Origin of the sequence: Sulfurovum sp. (assembly GCF_015493435.1) — a bacterium.
GTDB lineage: Bacteria > Campylobacterota > Campylobacteria > Campylobacterales > Sulfurovaceae > Sulfurovum.
Window position 1 is genome coordinate 1 of sequence record NZ_WGDD01000025.1, and the last position, 20,558, is coordinate 20,558.

The 20,558-nt window shown below is 42.7% G+C and carries 20 protein-coding genes and 1 tRNA gene; 3 read left to right on the forward strand and 18 right to left on the reverse strand.

Translation table 11 applies throughout. From position 1 onward, the window contains the following. Nucleotides 1-79 precede the first annotated feature (79 nt). The 3 genes from serS to F8L24_RS03795 form a co-directional block, all read right to left on the reverse strand. On the reverse strand, nucleotides 80-1,324 hold the full coding sequence (gene serS, locus F8L24_RS03785; RefSeq protein WP_294951966.1) for a serine--tRNA ligase: 1,245 nt from the start codon (nucleotides 1,322-1,324) through the stop codon (nucleotides 80-82). Between the two features lie 122 nt (nucleotides 1,325-1,446). Beyond that, nucleotides 1,447-2,631 (reverse strand): hypothetical protein, encoded by a 1,185-nt coding sequence (locus F8L24_RS03790; protein ID WP_294951969.1) that lies wholly within the window; start codon nucleotides 2,629-2,631, stop codon nucleotides 1,447-1,449. Nucleotides 2,632-2,857: 226 nt separating this feature from the next. Further along, nucleotides 2,858-3,403 carry an outer membrane beta-barrel protein gene (locus tag F8L24_RS03795; protein WP_294951971.1) on the reverse strand — a complete coding sequence of 182 codons (546 nt, stop codon included), beginning with the start codon at nucleotides 3,401-3,403 and terminating at the stop codon, nucleotides 2,858-2,860. A gap of 272 nt (nucleotides 3,404-3,675) precedes the next feature. Between F8L24_RS03795 and F8L24_RS03800 the strand changes: the two genes are divergently transcribed. After that, nucleotides 3,676-4,182, forward strand: a complete 507-nt coding sequence (locus F8L24_RS03800; RefSeq protein ID WP_294951974.1) for a transglycosylase SLT domain-containing protein — start codon at nucleotides 3,676-3,678, stop codon at nucleotides 4,180-4,182. Nucleotides 4,183-4,296: 114 nt separating this feature from the next. On the opposite strand, the gene F8L24_RS03805 is transcribed toward F8L24_RS03800, so the two are convergent. After that, nucleotides 4,297-4,373 (reverse strand) — tRNA-Met (locus F8L24_RS03805). A gap of 63 nt (nucleotides 4,374-4,436) precedes the next feature. Beyond that, the gene (locus tag F8L24_RS03810) at nucleotides 4,437-4,679 is read right to left on the reverse strand and encodes a glutaredoxin domain-containing protein (protein ID WP_294951977.1); all 243 of its coding nucleotides are present in this window, start codon (nucleotides 4,677-4,679) and stop codon (nucleotides 4,437-4,439) included. Nucleotides 4,680-4,859: 180 nt separating this feature from the next. Here F8L24_RS03810 and groES point away from each other — a divergent pair, with 180 nt between their 5' ends. Together groES and groL are read left to right on the forward strand one after the other, a co-directional pair. Beyond that, nucleotides 4,860-5,120: a co-chaperone GroES gene (gene groES, locus F8L24_RS03815; RefSeq protein ID WP_294951980.1), complete on the forward strand. Its 261-nt coding sequence runs from the start codon at nucleotides 4,860-4,862 to the stop codon at nucleotides 5,118-5,120. 39 nt (nucleotides 5,121-5,159) lie between these two features. Then, complete coding sequence (groL, locus tag F8L24_RS03820; RefSeq protein WP_294951983.1) at nucleotides 5,160-6,788, forward strand: chaperonin GroEL; 1,629 nt, start codon at nucleotides 5,160-5,162, stop codon at nucleotides 6,786-6,788. A gap of 66 nt (nucleotides 6,789-6,854) precedes the next feature. Here the strand turns inward: groL and F8L24_RS03825 are convergent, their stop codons facing one another. From F8L24_RS03825 to F8L24_RS03885, 13 genes are all read right to left on the reverse strand, one after another. Continuing rightward, entirely contained in the window at nucleotides 6,855-8,669 is a 1,815-nt protein-coding gene (locus tag F8L24_RS03825; protein ID WP_294951986.1) for a bifunctional diguanylate cyclase/phosphodiesterase, read from the reverse strand. 93 nt (nucleotides 8,670-8,762) lie between these two features. Next, nucleotides 8,763-10,028, reverse strand: a complete 1,266-nt coding sequence (xseA, locus tag F8L24_RS03830) for an exodeoxyribonuclease VII large subunit (protein WP_294951989.1) — start codon at nucleotides 10,026-10,028, stop codon at nucleotides 8,763-8,765. Between the two features lie 75 nt (nucleotides 10,029-10,103). Next, the gene (gene ubiE, locus F8L24_RS03835; RefSeq protein ID WP_294951992.1) at nucleotides 10,104-10,841 is read right to left on the reverse strand and encodes a bifunctional demethylmenaquinone methyltransferase/2-methoxy-6-polyprenyl-1,4-benzoquinol methylase UbiE; all 738 of its coding nucleotides are present in this window, start codon (nucleotides 10,839-10,841) and stop codon (nucleotides 10,104-10,106) included. Next, a complete protein-coding gene (gene ribD / locus F8L24_RS03840; protein ID WP_294951995.1) occupies nucleotides 10,831-11,841 on the reverse strand; it encodes a bifunctional diaminohydroxyphosphoribosylaminopyrimidine deaminase/5-amino-6-(5-phosphoribosylamino)uracil reductase RibD in 1,011 nt (336 codons plus the stop codon). Before ribD ends, ubiE begins: the two co-directional genes overlap by 11 nt. A 117-nt stretch (nucleotides 11,842-11,958) precedes the next feature. Further along, the gene (gene rimP, locus F8L24_RS03845; protein ID WP_294951998.1) at nucleotides 11,959-12,387 is read right to left on the reverse strand and encodes a ribosome maturation factor RimP; all 429 of its coding nucleotides are present in this window, start codon (nucleotides 12,385-12,387) and stop codon (nucleotides 11,959-11,961) included. After that, nucleotides 12,377-12,757, reverse strand: coding sequence for a 30S ribosome-binding factor RbfA (gene rbfA / locus F8L24_RS03850; RefSeq protein ID WP_294952001.1), 381 nt, complete (start codon nucleotides 12,755-12,757; stop codon nucleotides 12,377-12,379). The genes rimP and rbfA overlap by 11 nt, the downstream gene beginning before the upstream one ends. A 1-nt stretch (nucleotide 12,758) precedes the next feature. After that, a complete protein-coding gene (infB, locus tag F8L24_RS03855; protein WP_294952004.1) occupies nucleotides 12,759-15,539 on the reverse strand; it encodes a translation initiation factor IF-2 in 2,781 nt (926 codons plus the stop codon). 47 nt (nucleotides 15,540-15,586) lie between these two features. Further along, nucleotides 15,587-15,820 (reverse strand): DUF448 domain-containing protein, encoded by a 234-nt coding sequence (locus F8L24_RS03860; protein ID WP_294952006.1) that lies wholly within the window; start codon nucleotides 15,818-15,820, stop codon nucleotides 15,587-15,589. Between the two features lie 35 nt (nucleotides 15,821-15,855). After that, the gene (gene thrB / locus F8L24_RS03865) at nucleotides 15,856-16,737 is read right to left on the reverse strand and encodes a homoserine kinase (RefSeq protein WP_294952009.1); all 882 of its coding nucleotides are present in this window, start codon (nucleotides 16,735-16,737) and stop codon (nucleotides 15,856-15,858) included. Between the two features lie 14 nt (nucleotides 16,738-16,751). After that, a complete protein-coding gene (locus tag F8L24_RS03870; protein ID WP_294952012.1) occupies nucleotides 16,752-17,219 on the reverse strand; it encodes a hypothetical protein in 468 nt (155 codons plus the stop codon). After that, complete coding sequence (lpxC, locus tag F8L24_RS03875; RefSeq protein ID WP_294952015.1) at nucleotides 17,200-18,084, reverse strand: UDP-3-O-acyl-N-acetylglucosamine deacetylase; 885 nt, start codon at nucleotides 18,082-18,084, stop codon at nucleotides 17,200-17,202. The genes F8L24_RS03870 and lpxC overlap by 20 nt, the downstream gene beginning before the upstream one ends. Before the next feature lie 106 nt (nucleotides 18,085-18,190). Further along, on the reverse strand, nucleotides 18,191-19,597 hold the full coding sequence (locus F8L24_RS03880) for a M23 family metallopeptidase (protein ID WP_294952018.1): 1,407 nt from the start codon (nucleotides 19,595-19,597) through the stop codon (nucleotides 18,191-18,193). After that, nucleotides 19,581-20,555: a bifunctional oligoribonuclease/PAP phosphatase NrnA gene (locus tag F8L24_RS03885; RefSeq protein WP_294952020.1), complete on the reverse strand. Its 975-nt coding sequence runs from the start codon at nucleotides 20,553-20,555 to the stop codon at nucleotides 19,581-19,583. Before F8L24_RS03885 ends, F8L24_RS03880 begins: the two co-directional genes overlap by 17 nt. Nucleotides 20,556-20,558: the final 3 nt, after the last annotated feature.

A 20,558-nucleotide genomic window follows, 5' to 3' on the forward strand; every position in this document is an offset into this window, starting at 1 on the left:
CTTGTGGTTGCCCTTGCCCTCAAAACAACAAACATAATTGTCGTTCAAAGGGTAGCCACATAGGGCTACCCCTACGGGATTACATATATTTCTTCAATACCTCTGGAATCTCAATGCTTCCATCTTCATTTTGATAATTCTCCATGATCGCTATCAAAGTACGTCCTACCGCCAGAGCAGAACCGTTCAGTGTATGTACCAGTCTGTTTTTCTTGCCCTCTTTAAACCTGATTTTCGCACGTCTAGCCTGGAAGTCCCTTGTATTGGAAATTGAAGAAATTTCCCTGTATTTATTTTGACCGGGGAGCCATACTTCAAGGTCAATAGTCCTTGCCGCAGAGAAACCGAGGTCACCCCCGCAAAGTTCTACCACTCTGTGCGGAAGCCCAAGTGCCGCCAATATATCCGAAGCATTCTGGACCATCATTTCAAACACTTCATCACTTTGGTCGGGGTGGGCAATGGCAACCATTTCCACTTTATCGAACTGATGCTGTCTGATCATTCCTCTCGTATCACGCCCTGCCGAACCAGCTTCTTTCCTGAAACACGGTGTATAGCCTGTCATCAGTACCGGCAGCTCTTTTTCAGAAAGTATCTCATCATTGTACATATTGGTAAGCGGTACTTCTGCGGTTGGGATAAGATAGAGATCCTCCCCTTCTATTTTAAAGAGGTCGTCTTCAAATTTAGGAAGCTGCCCTGTCCCCTGAAGCATCTGTGCATTGTTCATAAACGGTACACAAAGCTCTTCAAATCCTTTTTCTCTGTTGGTATCAAGGAAAAAGTTTATCAACGCTCTTTCAAGCCTTGCCGCATCGCCGCGAAGTACTGAGAAACGGCTCTTTGCAAGTTTTACACCACGTTCAAAGTCTATCCACCCGTTCTTCTCTGCCAGAGCCCAGTGTTCTTTGGGTTCAAAGGTAAAGCTTTTCGGTTCCAGTACTTTACGAAGTTCGACATTGTCATCCTCATCTGTGCCGGCCGGTACAGAATCTTCAGGGAAATTCGGAACGGCCAGGGCAACCCTGTAAAGTGCTTCTTCCGCTTCTCTGGCTTGTTCCTGCAAAGGAACCATCGCTTCCTTATTGGCATCCACTTTGGCCTTGAGTTCAGTAATATCTTTGCCTTCGCGCATATACTGTCCAAACAATTTGGACATACTGTTCTGCTCTGCTTTGGCTGCTTCCAGTTTTGCATTGGCTTCTTTAAGGTTCTGAAAAAGTGCCTGAAGCTTTTCAAGTGTACCTGTGTCTACACCTTTTTTTTGCAACTTGCTGCTTGCTTCATTAAAATTGTTCTGAAGATATTTTAAGTCTATCATAAAATGTACCTGCTTGAGAAATATATATGGAATTATAGTAGAAAGTATTGAAGATTAACGCTCTCTTGCAGAAGTTGGAGAAAAGATGTACTCCAACTTCATCGTTTTAATGAAAACTGATCTTAATACTCATAAAGTAACGATGAAATATCTCCATCCCACTTTATGGTACAGTTCTCTGTTGCTGTTGTATTTCCGTCTGTATTGACAGCAATAACTACGGTTCCGTAACCATCAGTATGGAAATCACTCTCACCATGGTCGATCTGGCAATTCTTTCCGGGTTCTGCATGAAAACTGCCTGGACTTAGAGGTACATCTATAAGAGGCTGGTTCCCTACACAAGTAGGATTGATGGTAATAGGAATACGCGCTTTTACCAAGCCTCCTGCATTTGGAACTTCGGTATCCGGAGCAGTGAAACTGTCTCCTTCAAGTCTTAAGCCTGTCTTCATAGCTACCCCAATACGGCGTCCGTCTTCATTTCCATGTGCTTCTACGGTCACGGTATGTCCTGCCAGAATAGGATCAAAAACAATATCAAAATAGACATACCCGTTGTTATCGGTGGTGTAGTTAGGTTCAACATGGGCTGTAGCCAGTCTGCCTGCCGCTCCGTTCTCTCCGCCAAGCAGCCTTTTTTCATTACCTATCATATATGTCAGTGTATTGTCCTGAACAAGATTTGTATATTGCTCACCCAATGTTAAAATATCACTTACTGACTTAATATCCCATCCTCCGATATAAGAGGCATCTGTCCGTCCCTGTGAAGGGAAGATGATCAGATTATCACCTTCTTTGACTCCTGCCTGGGAAAAATCTGCACTTCCATCGGCAAAATCTATAGTACTAGTTACCTCTGACGGATTTTCATAGAAAATACTGCCTTTTCCTTTTTGTACCTTTTCATTGTTGATCAGCGTTATACCATTCACCAAAGAAACCCTTACAGGTATATCGACAACAGGCACTCTGGAAAATCTGTCAACTGCATGAATGGCATAATGTCCTATGATACCCCTCGATGCGTCACATTCTGACGTCAGATAAGTTATAGAAAGTGTTGTTGCACGTCCATCAGTAGGTATATCTGTATTCAGGTCAAACGTCAGGGTCACTGCCTTCTGAAGGGTAATGTTTCCATCCGTAAATACAACATACAGTTTTTCACGTTTATCCGGGAAAACTGCAGGCGGCGTGTAAGTAAAGGCACCTTTTCCGTTTGCATCTGTTGTAACAGTATAAGTATTGATCGAACCGATACTTTTATCAGGTACTTTCATAGAAACGATAGCATCAGGCACGACCAATCCGTTTTTTGTCAATTGAAAGCGGATTGGGTATGTTTTGTATTCATCAATATTCAGTTCAGAAGTAAAATTCGCGAATACATATCCACCTGGAGGCGGTGGCGGTGGCGGTATCGGATCTTTTTTACTATTACTCCCACACGCTGTCAATAATATACTTACTGCAACCATTACAGTATATAAAATCTTTCTTTTCATAAACTTACTTCCTTAAATTTGTTTAAAATATATAGTTAACACCAAAAACCACACTGCCTATATGATCCAAAGCATCAGCATCCGACAATGAGTATCTGTATCCGAGATCTACATTGATCATATCTGCTACTTCTATTACAACACCTGCCTGTCCGCCATACAGAAAACCACTGTCATCGACGTAGTCGCTTTCATAATTGGCATACCCCACATTAAATCCGATATACGGCTTAAATGCAGAATCATTTTCAAACAAATAGTAATCTATTGTAAACAAACCTTTTTCGTAATTCTGGTCGTTATCTGTACTGTCATAGTAGTCAAAGAGGAAAGTAGTTCTCCACTGTCCGTTCTGTGCACCGATACGCGCTCCGAATTCAACATCATTGTCACCGGTAAAGTTCGGTTCAATGATTACTTCATCCCCTGCCATGGATCCGACACTGCCCTGAACTTCAGCATATCCGACTTCCAGACCTATAAATACTTTACTTTCTGATATCTCCGTTGCATAAAGCGAACTTCCCAATCCTATACCCATTAAAAGCATTGCTACTTTCTTCATCATCACCAACTCCTTGTCCTTGTTAAAATTATGCATTATAAATGCTAATATCACAAGAATATCATAAATTTATATTTTTTAATCTTAAAACAAGACAATTTTTATAAAAAATAGACTATATACGTAAAAATTATCCATAGTAGATAGGTACGTTGGGCATTTGGAAGAAAAAAATATTCCCAATATACCCTTATATTTCCTCCTAAAAAATGATATACTTAAAATATAAAGTAAAATGGATTCTTATTGAAGTGATGAGGGGGAATTATTTTAACATGAAAAAATATGTGGTTCTACTTACAGGGGGTCTTTTGTCAATAGGGCTGCAAGGCTGCGGAGAGCCTTCGCTTAATGAGATCAAAGACAAGATAGTGAAGGTTGAAACACCAAACGGAAAATATACTACTGTCAATAAAAATTCCGGTGCCTATGGCAAATATCAAATTATGCCAAAAACGGCAAAACATTACACCCGAAAACTCAAAATCCCCCGTTCAGAATGGAAAAGACCCAAAAACCAGGATAAGATATTTACAGCCTTATTGGAAGATAATATAAAAAACTTGAAAAAACATAAATTCAAAGTAGATGCTTTTACGGTATATGGCTGCCACCAGCAAGGGGCAAATGGTTTTATATGTATCATGAAAAATCAAAATCTTTCGAATAAATCATATAAGAAATTAAGAAGAAACCTACCAAGAAAATATAAAAATATAGACAAAAATCAATTGAGAAAAATGTGGATAAACTATTGGAAGAATAAAATGAGGGAGGTTTAGCATCACCAATTCTAACAATAAACGCAATTTTTGGGAAGAGACGTGAAAGAGTGGTTTAATTGATCGTAGGCTAAATTAAAATTATTTGTAGTACGTTATATTTGGGATTTATAGTGGTAGCAAGACGGGAACTCGAATCCCGGACCTCCGCCTTATGAGAGCAGCGCTCTAACCAACTGAGCTATCTTGCCACTAATGAAGAGACCGGAATTTTAGCGAAAGTTTGCTTGATTGTCAATAGTTTTTTCGAAAAATCATAAATTTAACAATTTTTCAACTTTTTTCTGGTCGAATCCGCAGATCCACTGTGAACCGATCAGGTAGACGGGAACCCCTCTGCATCCATGCTGTTCACAGTCTTTCGCTGCTTTCTGGTCTTTGGAAATATCAATGAGCTTAAACTTGATACCGTGTGATTTCAAATGATTTTTTGCTGTACTGCACCATTTGCAGGTCGGGGTCGTAAAGAGTACTACTTTTTTTTGTTTTTCTTCCATGATAACATTTCTCCTTATTGTTTTTTTAAATAATATTATACTTTATTTATAGGTTGATTTCAAGTATATATTAGAGTAAACTGTTAAAAAACTTTAGTGTAGTTGACTAAAGACTATTGACAAACTTAACATTTTTTTGTATGATGCCACTACAAAATATAATTTTCAAAAGGAGATATTATGAATTTTAAGCCATTAGGTGACAGACTTTTGATCCAAAGAGTTGAAGAAGCCAATACCACAGCTTCAGGAATCATCATACCTGACAATGCAAAAGAGAAGCCGTCAAAAGGCAAAGTGATTGCTGTAGGCAGTGAAGTCGAAGATGTCAAGGTAGACGATACCGTCGTGTTCGGAAAATATTCCGGCAATGAGATCATCCTGGATGGCACAGAGTACCTCATTATGGAAAACTCTGACATTTTCGGGATACTTGTATAACATCAAAGAAATTTACAAAGAATTAAAAAAGGATAGAACATGGCAAAAGAAATATTTTTTTCAGATAAAGCAAGAAACGGACTGTACGAAGGTGTGACCAAACTGGCAAATGCAGTAAAAGTCACTATGGGACCAAGAGGCCGGAATGTACTCATTCAAAAAAGTTTTGGTGCACCGCACATTACAAAAGACGGTGTAAGTGTGGCCAGAGAGATAGAGCTCGAAGATACGCTTGAAAATATGGGTGCACAACTTGTCAAAGAAGTGGCGAGCAATACAGCAGATGAAGCGGGTGACGGTACGACCACAGCGACCGTACTGGCACACTCCATTTTCAAAGAGGGATTGAGGAACATCACGGCGGGGGCAAACCCTATCGAAGTAAAAAGAGGTATGGACAAAGCATCTGCTGCGATCATAGATGAGCTTAAGAAAGTATCTAAAGAAGTAAAAGATAAAAAAGAGATCGCACAGGTAGCGACTATTTCCGCAAACTCCGATGAGACCATCGGTAATCTCATTGCCGAAGCCATGGAAAAAGTCGGCAAAGACGGTGTTATCACTGTTGAAGAAGCCAAGGGGATCAATGATGACCTTGAAGTGGTCGAAGGTATGCAGTTCGACAGAGGATACCTTTCACCCTACTTTGTAACCAATACAGAAAAGATGACATGCGAGATGGAAAATCCGCTGCTTCTCATTACTGACGGGAAGATCACTTCGCTGAAAGACCTTGTGCCTATTTTGGAACAGATACAGCAAAGCGGAAGACCGCTGCTTATCATTGCAGACGATCTTGAAGGCGAAGCCCTGGCAACACTGGTACTCAACAGACTCAAGGGAGTACTCAATATTGCTGCTGTCAAAGCACCCGGTTTTGGTGACAGGAAGAAAGAAATGCTCAAAGATATCGCCATCCTCACTGGAGCGAATGTCATTACTGAAGAGCTTGGACTCAGTCTTGACAAAGCAACACTGAATGACCTTGGACAGGCTGCAAGAGTAGTTATTGACAAAGACAACACTGTCATTGTAGACGGTAAGGGCGACAGCACTGCCGTTGAAGCAAGAGTAGCTGAGATCAAAGTACAGGTCGAGAACACTACCAGTGAATATGACAAAGAGAAACTCCAGGAAAGACTGGCAAAACTCTCAGGCGGTGTAGCGGTCATTAAAGTAGGTGCAGCCACTGAAACAGAAATGAAAGAGAAAAAAGACAGGGTTGATGATGCACTCTCCGCAACCAAGGCCGCTGTAGACGAAGGGATCGTCATCGGTGGCGGTGCAGCACTTGCCAAAGCAAGCAAAGCAGTCAAGCTGGACCTTTCTGATGATGAAGCAGTAGGTGCAGATATCATTCTCAGAGCCGTGTATGCTCCCATGAAACAGATCGCTGAAAATGCAGGATTTGACGCAGGTGTCGTAGCAGATAAAATCGCCAACAATGATGATGTAAACCTTGGATTCAATGCAGCAACAGGAGAATATGTGAATATGCTTGAAGCCGGGATCATAGATCCGCTGAAGGTAGCACGTGTAGCACTCCAGAACGCTACCTCTGTAGCCAGTCTGCTGCTCACGACCGAAGCAACTGTCTCAGACATCAAAGAAAACCCTACTCCGGCTCCGGCAATGCCTGACATGGGCGGTATGCCTGGTATGATGTAAGACGCATAAAAAACGTGAACTGCTTCACGTTTTTTTACGTCGGAACCAATCTTTTACTTTTTGTCTTTATTGACGCAGCATTTTTTGAAATTCAAATACCGGCAGGGGTTTGGCGAAATAGTATCCCTGCATACAGTCACATCCGTAACTCGCTATCAGATCAGCCATATTCTGATTTTCAATACCCTCAACAACAACTTTCATTCCCAAACTGTGCCCCAGGTCAATGATCGACTGTACAATATGCTGATCTTCCTCATTGGTAAGAATATAATCAATAAGTGCCTTGTCGATCTTCAGGATCGTCGCAGGAAATCGCTTGAGATAGGCAAAAGAAGTATATCCCGTTCCAAAATCATCCAGAACAATTCCCACCCCCAGTTTTCTCAACTCTATGAATTGCTGGGCAGATGATTTTTCATCCTTCATAGCAAGCCCTTCAGTAATTTCAAACTTTATCAGTTCCGGATTGGCATGATGATATTTGAGCCTATCAATGACATGATCGACAAAATTACCTGTTTCTATTTCAAGCAGTGAAAGATTTATGGAAACTTCAATCTGTCTGAATTTAAAAAGTTCCCATCGTTTCTGCTGCTTGAGTACTTCATCAAGTACAAATCTGCCCAACTCGACAATAAAACCGGTTTTTTCCATAATAGAGATGAACACATCCGGCGGTATCATGCCGTATTTTGGATGATGCCAGCGGATAAGCGCTTCCGCAGATTTGATCTCTTTGCTCTGAGCATCTACAATAGGCTGGTAGTACACTTCAAACTGATCACGTGCAAGTGCTTCATGCATATCGTTATAGAGCATCAATTCATCATAGCCGTGTTTCTGTATCTCCGGAATATAGATCTCCATACGCCCATAACCGGTTTTTTCTGCTTTTGCCAATGCTTTGTAGGCATTGTCAAACAGTTTTATGACAGGACCACTGTCCGGATAAACACTCATACCCATAGAAGCAGACAGATAAAGTCTGCTGCCCCCTATTTTATAGAAAGTACTCAATTCTTTTTCTATCCTCTCTCCCCATAGTTTGATCTCTTCTATATCGTCAACTTCCGGGATGATCAACAAAAAATTATTGTAAAAGGTATGATAGACTTTAAAGTGCTTTTCCTGCCCCAATTGTTCAAGATAACGGGCAAATTTTTGAAGTATGGCATTGGTTTGTTCATATCCGATAATAGAACGCAGCACCAGCAGCTTATCGATCTCTATCAGTACCAGTACCAGCTTTTTATCGGAGAGATGCAGTTTTGCATTCAAGGCATTGATATCATGCAATGCCTTTATCTGATTGGGTAAATTCGTCAAACGGTGATAATACTCGGCTTCTTCTTTCTTCTTCTCCTCGCTCAGGTCATGGATAGATATAATACTCCAGCCTGAGGTAGTGTTTTCCCCTTCTTCCACGGTATCTATATAAAGATTGACCGGTATTTCTTTTTTATCAAGGGTCAAAAGTTTTGTCTGCATAAGAGAAAAGCGATATGCTTTTTTTGACATTTCCTTCTCTTTAATCAATCGGCTGAGTGTACGCCACTCTTTTCCGGCCTCAACCTTGATCATGTTGTTCAAAAATGTTTCATAATAATTTTCATCCAGTTTGAGCAGTTTTTTCATCGGTTTGTTGGCATAAAGTATTTCCTGCGTATCCGACAGGATCAAAACAGCATCTTTACAAACTTCAAATGCTTTTTGCATTACACTGATCTTGTCTGAAACCATGGAGCGCAGTTTCTTTTTTTCTACCCGAAGCCGGTATCTGTAAAAGAAGATAAAGAACAGCAGCAGGATACTACCTGCAATGATATTACCCCAGCCTGCCTGCTGAATAATCTTGCCTATTTCCGATACAAAACCCATTACTTGCCTTCGCTGAAACTGACCCGTTGGAGTGTTTCATTTGTTTCATTTGTTTCATTTTACAATGATTATATCATACCGCTGTTAAAACCCTTACCTGTCAAACAGTACTTTTTTGTCAAGACATACAGCTTCTATCTTTGTCAGAGTATCTTCAAGTACAAAAATCTCATCTTTGTTGATATGCTCAAGCGTTACAGGTTTGCCATTTTGTGATATCTGCGCCCATCCCTCCCGGCATTGCAGGCGCGGATCGCTCAGCTGCAGTTTGTTCGCAAGATAATCAACATACTGTTCTTTTTGCTGAAGCATCAAATGCATGGTTTGCCCCAATAGTTCTTTCTGGTTTGGCAGTACAGAGGAAAAGTGTTCCATTTTATAGGAAATCGCCCGTCGGAACTCTTCTTCGAGACGGGAGAACTCAGTTTTCGATACTTCAAGTCTGCGCAGGGGGGAAGTGCGTCGGAACATTTCTTCCGCATGTCTGAGTTCACGCACCGACTGCCCAAGTTTTGATCCGACAGCCTGACTGAAATGCTTTTCATTTTCTGAAAGCGTATAAAGGATTTCCTGAAGATCCGGCAGGATCATCTCTATGGCAGCACTCGGAGTAGGTGCACGCAGGTCGGCAACAAAATCACTGATCATCACGTCAACTTCATGTCCTACCGCACTGACCACCGGTGTATGCATGGCAAAGATTGCATCTGCTACTTTTTCTTCATTAAAACACCAGAGGTCTTCCGTACTTCCGCCTCCGCGCCCAACCACAACAATATCTGCATTCAGACTGTCTGCATAACGAAGCGCATGGGCGATCTGTGCAGCTGCCGCGTCACCCTGTACCAGAGTATCTACAATCATTACTTCCAGCAGCGGCCAGCGTTTCTCTATGATCTTAAGCATATCGTAAAGTGCCGCACTCTCTTTGGCAGTGACAAGTACGATCTTCTGTACCGTTTTGGGAATGGGCTTTTTTTGATGTGTATCAAAATAACCTTTGGTTTTCAAACGTTCTTTCAGCTGTTCGTAGGCAAGTGCCAAGGCACCCTGGCCGTAAGGTTCTATATGCACTGCATAAAACTGGTATTCCCCGCGTGGGGTATAGACCCCGACGGACCCTTCTATGACAATATGCATACCTTTTTCTATGCGAAATTTGAGTTTGGAAACGGAGGAACGCCACATTACACACTTAATGGCACTTTTATCATCTTTGACGGAAAAGTAAAGATGCCCTGATGAGTGGTAGGTAACAGAAGCCACTTCTCCTTCGACAAGGATGTGCATAAAAGTAGCTTCGAGAAGAGATTTTATCTTGGTGTTGAGAGATGAAACAGACATCATGTTTTGTGACATAATATATCCTGTAGGGTACGCAGTTACGCACCTTTTTATGAAATCTTTTGGTACATTTTAAGATGTGGTAAGTATCTATTTTTTTTGTGCTACCAAAAGTGTAGAGATCCCCATTGAAAATGATTTGGTATACTTCATCTCGAATCCAGCTTCTTCAAGCTCCCGACTCAGCATTTCCGTTGTCAGAAATTCTTCGATGGAATCAGGCAGATATTTGTAGGCTTCATAGTTTTTTGAGATCAGTCCACCGATCCTCGGCAAAACATTTTTCATACCGAAATCAACTACCTTGTCCACCATACCGCTTCTGTCCTGCTTTGTAAATTCAAGGATCACAACGATACCTCCCGGTTTCAATGCTCTGTAAAATTCCTGCAGTGCTTCTACCCTGTCTACTACATTACGAATACCGTAAGAGATGGAAATGACATTCGTACTCTCATCCTCAACGGGAAGTTCCTGCGCTTTCCCTTCGATAAAATCGGCAAAATCTACCTTTTCTCTTGCAACATCAAGCATACCTACCGAAGGATCAACACCCACGAATCTGTCTATATCTATACCGCGTTCCCGGGCAATATCTCTCCAGTAGATCAGCAGATCTCCCGTACCGGTCGCAACATCTGTAATTTGTGTCAGTCTGTCAGTATTCAGAATATCATAGGCTTCATTGCAGCCTTTTTTTCTCCACTGTTTGTCGATACCAAAACTTAATACTCTGTTCGCAAGGTCATAGGTCGATGCAATATCATCGAACATATTTACTATTTTTTCCTGTTTTTCCTGTTTGTCCGTCAGTTTTTCAATGCCCAACTTGTCTACTCCATATTATCAGATCTACATCTTTTTTCGCTTGATGCAGAAATTGTAAATTCATGTCGATATTATAGGATAATTGATTGGTAGAGAGCTTAGGCGTCTGATAGATGAGCATCCAGTCGATCTTCTCTTTGAGTGCTTTCAGCATTCCCTCACCGCCTTCTACCAATACAAAAGAGGGGGTTTCCATAAAGTTCAGTTGATCTGTAACTGTGACCGTTCTGTTTTTTACAGCAAAAAGCGGTATTTTTCTGTCTGCATCATCTTTTTTGGAATAGATCACAACATCCGGTGCAGTACCATCCGTAAACCGGCAGTCCAGTGTCGGTCGGTCTGTTCGCACCGTATTGCCACCGATAAGCAGTGTGTCGCACACTTCTCTCAGCTGATGTACATGTTTGAGTGAATTTTTTGAACTGAGATATCCGCCGCCTATGCGTCCATTGACTGTCTGTGCCAGCTTAAAAAGTACAAAGGCCCGCTTCTGCCATATCATAAAGGGTTCCAGCAGAGCTTCACATTCTTCTGCCAGTACGCCCACTTTCACCGTCGGGGGCGGGGTGCCCCGGCCTACGATCCCAATACCGCCGCCATGCCCGCTGATAGGGTCTTTGATGCCTATGAAAACCTTTTTGAGATTCAAGAGGGCCAGCAGTGTCGCGCACGAAGGTGTTCTGCCTTCATGGGAACAGGGTTCAAGCGTCACATAAATACTACACTCGGAAAAAAAACTTTGGGGAAGTGCACGCAGAAATTGATGGGCTTTTTGCGCGTTCATCGGATCGAAATCAATACTGTTTTGGGAAATGACTTCATACGCACTGAGGAGAGCCAGAACTTCAGCATGGGAAGTTCCTGCTTTCTGGTGTGCTTCTATAGCAAGAATTGTACCATTAAGTGTTACCACAGCCCCCACCGCAGGGTTCGGATAGGTACGGAGCTGATATTCCCAGGCTTTGTCGAGTGCGAGCTGCATATAAAATTCATCGTTCATCGCAACTCCTTCCATCATTCGCATTAGGTTGACAGGTTTAGTCTACGGGTCGCTCTGCTCCACCGCTTCGGTTTCGAACCTGCAAATGACAAGCAGTTCTCATTTGCTTAACGGTTCTCACCACTCAAAATATGTTTTGACTGTACCTAAGTCACCATAGGCAAAAGTCTCTTCACCCTGCTTTGTCTCAACAGTAATACCCTTCTCATCAGCCTCTTTCAGTACGCCTTTGAGTTTGTCGCCGCCCAAAAGTTTCACTTTGACTTTCTCACCGATAGCATTTTTAAAATGTACAGGCTTTGTCAGTTTTCTTTCAATCCCGGGAGAGCTCACTTCCAGACGGTAATGCCCGTTCATTGGGGGATGTACGTCGAGAAAGGGGGAAAGCTCGCTGGAAATTGTTGCACACAGGTCAAGATCTACTCCGCCTGTTTTGGTAATGAGCACACGATAGATCGTCTCATCAAACTCATTGGCTGTTTCAATATCGTAAAGTGCCGCTCCGTTCGCTTCCACGATCTTTGCGATCTGTGCTTCAAGATTCATCTGCGCTGTCCTTTGTTTCTTTGTCTCTGCTGATCTGCTTGAAGAGTTCTTCCATACGGCTCACTTTTTCAAGCTGTTCATCAAATTCAAATGTAAACCTTGGTGCTTTAAACCAGCCTTCACTCTGTTTACAGTGGTTCTGTATGTACCCTGCAACCGCTCTAAGCTGTTTAAGTGCTTCACTCTGCTCTTTAGGCGAGAGGAAAGATTTGTCCAGGTACACCTTGGCATCCGAGCGTCCTTTGGAACAGACGACATCAGTGACAAGAAGTGCATTAATGCGGGTATCGTCCAGTGTAGCAAAGGCTTCGGGAATAATTTCTTTGAGCACAGACTCTACCCTGTGCCGTTTAATTTCTTCCTGTGTCATTTTACAGTGTGACCTGCTCTTCGACATCTTTGAATGTTTCGATCACATCACCTTCTTTAATATCATTGAAGTTTTCAAGCATAATACCGCATTCGTATCCGTTCTTGACTTCCCTGGCATCTTCATTGAAACGTTTAAGTGAAGCGATACTGCTTTCATAAATAACCACACCGTCACGGATCAGTCTTGCTTTGGAATTTCTGGTGATCACACCCTCCGTCACCTTACATCCTGCGATCGTACCGACTTTTCCGACCACAAAAGTCTCTCTGACCTCCGCCTGTCCTGTTACTTCTTCTTTTATAACCGGACTCATCATACCGCCAAGCAGTGCTTTCACATCGTCAAGAAGATCATAAATGATCGTATAGGTTCTGATTTCCACACCCAGCTCTTTGGCCTTTTTCTTGACTGATCCGGTAGGACGTACATTAAATCCAAGGATGACAGCATGTTCACTGGCATCTGCCAGGGTGACATCACTCTCTGTTACGCCGCCCACCCCTTCATGGATAATATTGACTTTAACTTCTTCGTTCCGGAGTTTCTCCAGACTGCCCTTGATCGCTTCAAGCGAGCCCTGGACATCTGTCTTGATAATGACAGGAAGTGATTTGAGCTGTCCTTCGGCAATAAGTGCTGAAAGGTCATCCAATGAAGCTTTTGTACTCTTGGAAAGCTGTTTGGCACGTTTGTACTCTGCCCGCTTTTCTGCAAGTTCTCTCACCTCTTTGTCGCTTCCCATCGCTACAAGTGCTTCACCTGCACCCGGTACGTCATGCAGTCCTACGATCGCTGCAGGTGTACTCGGTCCGATCTCTTTGACGGATGTTCCGTCATCAAGTTTAATCGCTTTGATACGTCCGTAAGTGGTACCGACAATCACATTGTCGCCTACATGCAGCGTACCGTTCTTGATGATCACATTGGCTACCGGTCCAAAGCCTTTTTCCAGAGAACTCTCTACCACAACAGCTTTTGCTTCTCTTTCAGGGTCTGCTTTAAGCTCCATGACTTCCGCCTGAAGCAGAATAGTTTCAAGCAAGTCATCAATACCTAATCCTGTATGAGCGGAAACCGGCACAAATTCATATTCTCCGCCCCAGTCTGTTGCCATAACATCGATTTCTGCAAGCTGTGACTTGACATTGTCAGGGTTGGCACTTTCTTTATCCATTTTATTTACAGCAATGATCATCGGAACACCTGCCGCTTTGGTATGTGCGATCGCCTCTTTTGTCTGAGGCATGACGCCGTCATCCGCTGCAACTACTATAATGACAATATCGGTTGCCTGTGCACCGCGCGCTCTCATTTCTGTAAATGCTTCGTGGCCCGGGGTGTCGACAAAGGTAATTTTTTTACCATTCTTTTCTATCTGGTAGGCACCGACATGCTGTGTAATACCGCCGGCTTCTTTATCTGCCACTTTGGCAGAACGTATTCTGTCAAGCAGTGATGTCTTACCATGGTCAACGTGACCCATAATGGTAATAACAGGAGGTCTCTCTTCCTGATGCGTGTCTTCTTCGGCATCATAGACCTGTATATAGTCAAGTTCATCAAGAGGGTTCATTGTAGTAACTTCCACTTCAAACTCTTCTGCAAGGATCTCTATCTCGTCTTTTGAAAGGAAATCGTTCTTTGTCACCATCATACCGAGTGCGAAAAGGACTTTGACCACTTCACCCACAGAACGGTTTACCTTTTCGGCAAACTCATATACTCTTACATTTTCCGGGATTTCCACTGATGTTACAACCTCGCTGTGCTCTTCTTTTGTATATTTCTTGCGTTTTCCGCCACGTTTCAAAGAGCGTCTCTGCTGAGGACGGAACGGCTGTCTGCCTTTTGCAGGACCACCGTTTGCCGCTTCTCTTTTTTTCATCTCTTCTCTTCTTTTTTGCTCCTGACGCATCATATCTTCATAAATATTTTTGTCAGAAAAGTCAAGCAGTACTACTTCCTCTTCTCCAAAACCGCTGTCAATATCACTGCTCATACTGTCATGGTTGAAGATATCGATCTTTTTACCGCTCTCTTTTGCCTGTGCCGGCCCTTTTTTCACTTTTTTCTTTGAAGGCAATGCCGCTGCATCTCCCATGGAGATTCTTGTGGCTGCCCTCACCGGTGCCGGTTTTGCTTTTCTGACGATCTTGATGCCGGTACGGGAAAGGGTTCTGCGTCGGGGCTTGGCTTCGTCTGTTTCGCTTTTTATCTCTGCTTCCGTTTTTTTACTGACGACAGAAATACCTTTACGCTTTTTCACTTCTTTTGCCACCGGTACTTCGGCAGGTGCTTCAACTTCTTCAACTTCTTCAACTTCTTCTTCAACGACTTTTTCTTCAACGACTTCTTCGGCAACGGCAGTTTCCGGCTTATTTTGTACTTCTTTTACTGCTTCTGTTTCCGTTTTTTCTTCCGCAGCGGGCACGTTTTTCGATTCATCAATCGACATGCTTTCCGGTTCAGCAACAGGTGCCTCAGTCGTTTCTACAGCTTCTGCAACTTCTGCTTCATCTACGGTTTCCTTCGTTTCTTGTGTTTCTTCTTCGACAACTTTCTTTTTTACCACTTTAAGCTTTGGCTTCTCGCCTGGTTTGCTAAAGCCTTTTGGCAGCACTCCGCGTATAGCATAGTCTACGAGTACACCTGCATCATCCATACTGATAGCACTGTTGGCTGCTTTGACATTGAAACCAAGCTCCTTGGCTTTCTCTATCAATTCGCCGTTCGACAATCCCGCTTCTTCTGCTATTTCTTGGATTTTAACTTTATCCATACTTGATTAACTCCTTTAATATAATGCGATACTACGCATATACCGGCTTATGCCAGTGTACCCAAAAGTCTTGTCAACTGCTCCAAATCCTGTTTGAAACGTTTGGCAAGACCTTTGCGTTTTTTTTCATCTTTTACACAGCTTCTACAGAGGTAAAAACTTCTGCCTGTACCATCAAATGCCACTACCTCTTTACTGTTTTGCTTTAATCTGATCAAACTTTTTTGAGGATGTCTACTGCGGCAGATGATGCACATTCGAATGGGCTGTGAATTTTTCATGCGTATTATACCTAAAAAGAGATTAAGCCTATCGCTTAATTTCTGGTGGTCACACCATTATTGTCCAAAGCCAGTATAAAAACCCTGAACTGTGGAAATCTGGCCCTTAGACTCTGGGCGATCTTTTCTGCATCTTTTTCGTAAACCAGGTTGAAGAAAGTGGAACCCGAACCTGAGAGTGTACTCATTAATGCGCCGTGTTTAAGCGCTGTTTTCTGTACATCAAAAAGTTCCGGCATCATTTTCATACGTCTTGCCTGATGCAGTTTGTCTTTGGATGCAATACGGAGCAGATCCCAGGATTCACTCATAAAAAGTGCTGTCATATAGGCAGCCCGGGAAAGAGAATAAACCGTTTCCTCTTTTCGGTACATTTTCGGCAGTACAGTGCGTGAACGTGCTGTAGATATCGTTCTGTTGGGGACAACAACAACGGCACGAAGGTAGTCCGGCATACGCCGTTTCTTGCTATAGACCCGATCTCCTTCGACACAGGCCACATTAAATCCGCCCATGACTGCAGGCGTAATATTGTCCGGGTGATGTTCGTAGCGCAGTGCCTGATTGAGTATCTCTCTTTTATTGTATTTGATTCCCGCCATGACATAGGCACCGCTGAGTGCCGCAACAATCACAGCCGAAGAACTGCCTAATCCGCGGGATATAGGGATACGGTTTGTGAATTCAAATCTGAAATTGTCCGTTTTGCCGCTCAGACGCTTATAATTCTCATTGAAAATACTCAAAAAAAGCGAATTCTTTTTGATTTTTGGATTGTCAGCACCCTCGCCATGGGTCGAAAGACTGAGAAATTTGGAAGGCTTGATGATGATCTCGTTTCTAAGATCGACTGCAAGTCCCAGGGTATCGAACCCCGGTCCCAAGTTTGCGCTGGTTGCCGGTACACTAATAAGCATCGTAATATCTTTTCCTAAACAGCCGGCAGCAGATACTCAGGTGTCGATTCTTCATCCAATTCAAGATCATGAATACGCTGAGGCAAGCTGAACTGTGCCAGAGGCGGCTGTTCATATTTTTTTGTAATTATAGTCTCTTTTTCCTTGATAAAATAGAGATTGCCTATTGCTTTGATAGGCTGACCTCCGTTAAAGAGGAAACCGCTGCATCCGTAGCAGGGAATATCGCGTACGATCTCGATCGTTTTCAGCATAATATAGGTAAGCTTTGTTGCCATATAGGAACCTGGGCTTCTGGTGTAGATAATACTCTCTATCGGGTAGTCTTCCAGTGCTTCCTTAATGATCGGAAGAAGAATATCCGATGTTTTTTTTTCACTGCTGAAGGTTTTGATCAGTTTTCCGTGCGCATACACACCGACAAGAAGCGGTGAAGCAATGGAAATAACAAGCAGCTGGTATTTATGCGAAGGATTTTGCAAATGCTCTGCTTTGTAACTCGTCTACAGCAACGAATTCATAGTTTTTACTGTCAGAGAGAAGCTTTGAAGTCAGTCTGTAGTTCAGGTTGTGGCTCCCTGCAAATGATTCGTATTTTGCCAGAATATTGTGACCTGAAACCATCATATCTCCCATTGCATCGAGAATTTTATGTCTCACAAATTCATTTTCAAAACGCAACCCTTCAGGATTGAGTACTTTATGGTCATCAAGACCGATCGCATTTTGCAGCGTAGCACCAAGAGCCAGATTCTGGCTCTGAAGGTACTGAATATCTTTGGCAAACCCGAATGTTCTCGCTCTTGCAATCTCTTCTATGAAGTTGTGGGTGCTGAATTCAAAATGTTCACTCTGCTCACCTATTACTGGGTGGTTGAACTTGATCCGGAAATCAAACACAGCTTTGTTTGAAGGAAGCAGACGTACAAATTTGTCGCCTTCTTTGATCTCAACAGCTTTTTTGACACGGATGATCTTTCGTGGCACTTCCAGTTCTTTGATACCCGCTTCATCAAACAGCAGACAAAATGAAATTGCCGAACCATCCATAATGGGCATTTCGTTACTGTCCACAACCACACGCATATTGTCTATACCATAGGCATAGACAGCTGACAGAAAATGTTCTATCGTCGAAATAAACCCTTTTTCACTGCCTATGACCGTGGCCATACGTGTATCAATGACAGCCTTGGGAGAAAGCGGTATGCTTAGTGCAAGATCTTCACGGTAAAAAACGATACCCGCATCCGCCGAGAGCGGCTCCAGTCTCAGTCTGACAGGCTCGCCTTTGTGCAAACCGATACCGACCACTTCAATCGCTTTTTGAATAGTTCTCTGCTGCATCTGCTTCTCCTTTCCCGAAATTTTTTTATTATACTATAAAATATAAATAATTACAACTCTATTATTTTTTCGGAATTTTACCTTAACATCATGAATGTACAGTAAATCAAACCTTTGATTTTCCTTTTGCCGGCGGCGGAGAAATAATCGCATCCGCCTGTTTAAATACATGATTGATGAATTTGTTGATCCATGACTGGTCAAACCATTCTATCGGTCTGACTTCAATACCCTGGACCAGGATACCGAAATGAAGGTGATCACCCATTGCAAGGCCTGTCATTCCCGTCTTTGCGATCACTTGGCCGGCATGGACTTCGTCCCCTTCATTGACAAACAGTTGAGAACAGTGCCCATACAGTGTATACAGTCCAAGACCATGATCTATCATCGGCATATTTCCATAAATTCCGTTATCTTCCGCAAATACCACTTTACCCGGATTGGAAGCTTTTATATCAGCCATACTGTTGCTGGCAAGATCGTACCCTACATGATAGGATTCTGAAACAATGTTGTTTTTGTTACCATAGTAATAGTATCTGTGGTCACCGAAACTTGCTACTTTTTTGCCGTTTCTGAGCGGGTAGAACTTTTTGATCTTCCAGCTGTCAAGCATTTCATCCGAGACATGCCTGCTCAATTTGTGGATCAACGCTTCATTTTTCAAACGCATCGTTTCATTGATCGCTTTAAGTTTTTTCAGCTTGTCCATAATGGTCGCATATTCCGGATCACTTGATGCCAGATCCGTGATCTTCCCGTCAATAAACTTATCTGTTGCACGAATATAGGATGTTTTATAATGCGGATTCCCATGGTAGAACGGTATGTGTACTTCCCGTCTGTTGCCTGCCATATCGGTTGCTACAATTTTTGCATCAAACGTGTTATCTACAAACGGCCATGCGACCAGTGCCGCATAATATCCCTCTTTTTTGTAAGGTTCCGCTTTAAAGGTATTTTTATTGGCTTTAATATAAAGTTTATCCATATTCTTGTCATCTGCCTGGAAAACGACCAAGGCACTTCCGCCCTGATTGATCATGCGGGAATTGGAAAGGATATTGACATTGGGCCTTTTATAGTCTACGGTAATATCAATATTTTTTGTCGCTGTATTGCCTGCCATCATATGCCACATACTTTTATCGCCGACTTTTATGGTCAGTTTGTAGTCATTTGCCTTGGGATCGAGCACTCTGCCTTTGGGATATTTTACTTCGATGGTCTCTTTTTTGGGGCCGTTATCGAAAAAGCCCTGATCCAAAATCACTTTCTTCTTGCCGTCAGAGAGTGTCACTTCATAAGAGTTCAGTCCTACATTGTCGGATACCTTGATTTTTAAAGGCGTTCTACGGTTCCAAAAAATATGTTTCGGGCTTTCAATCTTCGGTGCGACTCTTTCAAACTCGGGTGCAGTATAGATATACCAGGCACCCACGCCCACACCGACCAAGAGGAGTAGACCGAATATTTTATTTGCGATATTCCCTTTACTTTTTTTTGCCATTTATGTATCCTGTATCTTGAATTTTTGCTATAATTGTATCTATTATTTGTTGTAAACTTCCTTCCCCGAAAGTGATGCCGGCGGCAACTTTGTGCCCTCCCCCGCCAAAGCAGGCGGCAATGGCATTGACATCTACACCTTTGCTGCGTAGGGAGACACGAATACTGTCCTCAAGCTCCATGGCAAAAAGTGCCACTTCTACGGTTGCCAGAGAACGTGCATAATCCACAATGCCGTCCATATCGGGTATCGTTGCTCCCGTTGCGCTGATATCTTCTTTGCTTACAGAAAGCACTGCGATCTGCGCATCAGCATAAAGGCGCAGGCTTCCAAGCGCTCTTTGCAGTATACGCAGCGAACTCAAAGAACGTCTCTGGGTAAAATTGTATGCTGTTTTTGCAGGGTCAGCTCCCAAAAGAACCATTTCATGTGCTGCTTCAAAAACCCTGGCATTGACACTGTCGGTAGTAAAATAGCGTGTATCTGAAAGCAGTGCTGCATAAAAACACTCTGCACTTCGGGCAGAAACAGGGAAAATTTTCCTGAAAAGTTCAAATGCAACCTGCGAAGACGAGGCGTATTCCGGAATCACGACATTCAGAGAACCATACAGATCATTGCTTTTATGGTGGTCAATATTGAGGATATCTCTGTCCGGAAGCATAAATCCGAGTCGCTCGACACTGCCGCAGTCACAGGCAATGATCAAACTCTCTTCATAATCGATTTTTTCTTTGATCTTCCCATACCCTGAAAGAAAATCAAGATACTTGGGAAGCACTCTGGAAGCATTCGCTACCTCAACCTTTTTGATACCGGCTTCTTTGAGCAGCGTATAGATACCCAGTGCCGTTCCAATGGCATCAGGATCCGGATTGAGATGGGAAAGGATTGTGATTGAATCAGCACTTTCTATCTTTTCTTTGACTTCATTACGGGGAAAATATCTGTCATCCATAAA

Excerpts from the sequence above, each read along its gene's own strand:
- serS (WP_294951966.1), bottom strand. The coding sequence starts at position 1,324 with ATGATAGACTTAAAATATCTTCAGAACAATTTTAATGAAGCAAGCAGC.
- F8L24_RS03795 (WP_294951971.1), bottom strand. The coding sequence starts at position 3,403 with ATGATGAAGAAAGTAGCAATGCTTTTAATGGGTATAGGATTGGGAAGT.
- F8L24_RS03800 (WP_294951974.1), top strand. The coding sequence starts at position 3,676 with ATGAAAAAATATGTGGTTCTACTTACAGGGGGTCTTTTGTCAATAGGG.
- F8L24_RS03810 (WP_294951977.1), bottom strand. The coding sequence starts at position 4,679 with ATGGAAGAAAAACAAAAAAAAGTAGTACTCTTTACGACCCCGACCTGC.
- groES (WP_294951980.1), top strand. The coding sequence starts at position 4,860 with ATGAATTTTAAGCCATTAGGTGACAGACTTTTGATCCAAAGAGTTGAA.
- groL (WP_294951983.1), top strand. The coding sequence starts at position 5,160 with ATGGCAAAAGAAATATTTTTTTCAGATAAAGCAAGAAACGGACTGTAC.
- F8L24_RS03825 (WP_294951986.1), bottom strand. The coding sequence starts at position 8,669 with ATGGGTTTTGTATCGGAAATAGGCAAGATTATTCAGCAGGCAGGCTGG.
- xseA (WP_294951989.1), bottom strand. The coding sequence starts at position 10,028 with ATGTCACAAAACATGATGTCTGTTTCATCTCTCAACACCAAGATAAAA.
- ribD (WP_294951995.1), bottom strand. The coding sequence starts at position 11,841 with ATGAACGATGAATTTTATATGCAGCTCGCACTCGACAAAGCCTGGGAA.
- rimP (WP_294951998.1), bottom strand. The coding sequence starts at position 12,387 with ATGAATCTTGAAGCACAGATCGCAAAGATCGTGGAAGCGAACGGAGCG.
- rbfA (WP_294952001.1), bottom strand. The coding sequence starts at position 12,757 with ATGACACAGGAAGAAATTAAACGGCACAGGGTAGAGTCTGTGCTCAAA.
- infB (WP_294952004.1), bottom strand. The coding sequence starts at position 15,539 with ATGGATAAAGTTAAAATCCAAGAAATAGCAGAAGAAGCGGGATTGTCG.
- F8L24_RS03860 (WP_294952006.1), bottom strand. The coding sequence starts at position 15,820 with ATGAAAAATTCACAGCCCATTCGAATGTGCATCATCTGCCGCAGTAGA.
- thrB (WP_294952009.1), bottom strand. The coding sequence starts at position 16,737 with ATGCTTATTAGTGTACCGGCAACCAGCGCAAACTTGGGACCGGGGTTC.
- lpxC (WP_294952015.1), bottom strand. The coding sequence starts at position 18,084 with ATGCAGCAGAGAACTATTCAAAAAGCGATTGAAGTGGTCGGTATCGGT.
- F8L24_RS03880 (WP_294952018.1), bottom strand. The coding sequence starts at position 19,597 with ATGGCAAAAAAAAGTAAAGGGAATATCGCAAATAAAATATTCGGTCTA.
- F8L24_RS03885 (WP_294952020.1), bottom strand. The coding sequence starts at position 20,555 with ATGGATGACAGATATTTTCCCCGTAATGAAGTCAAAGAAAAGATAGAA.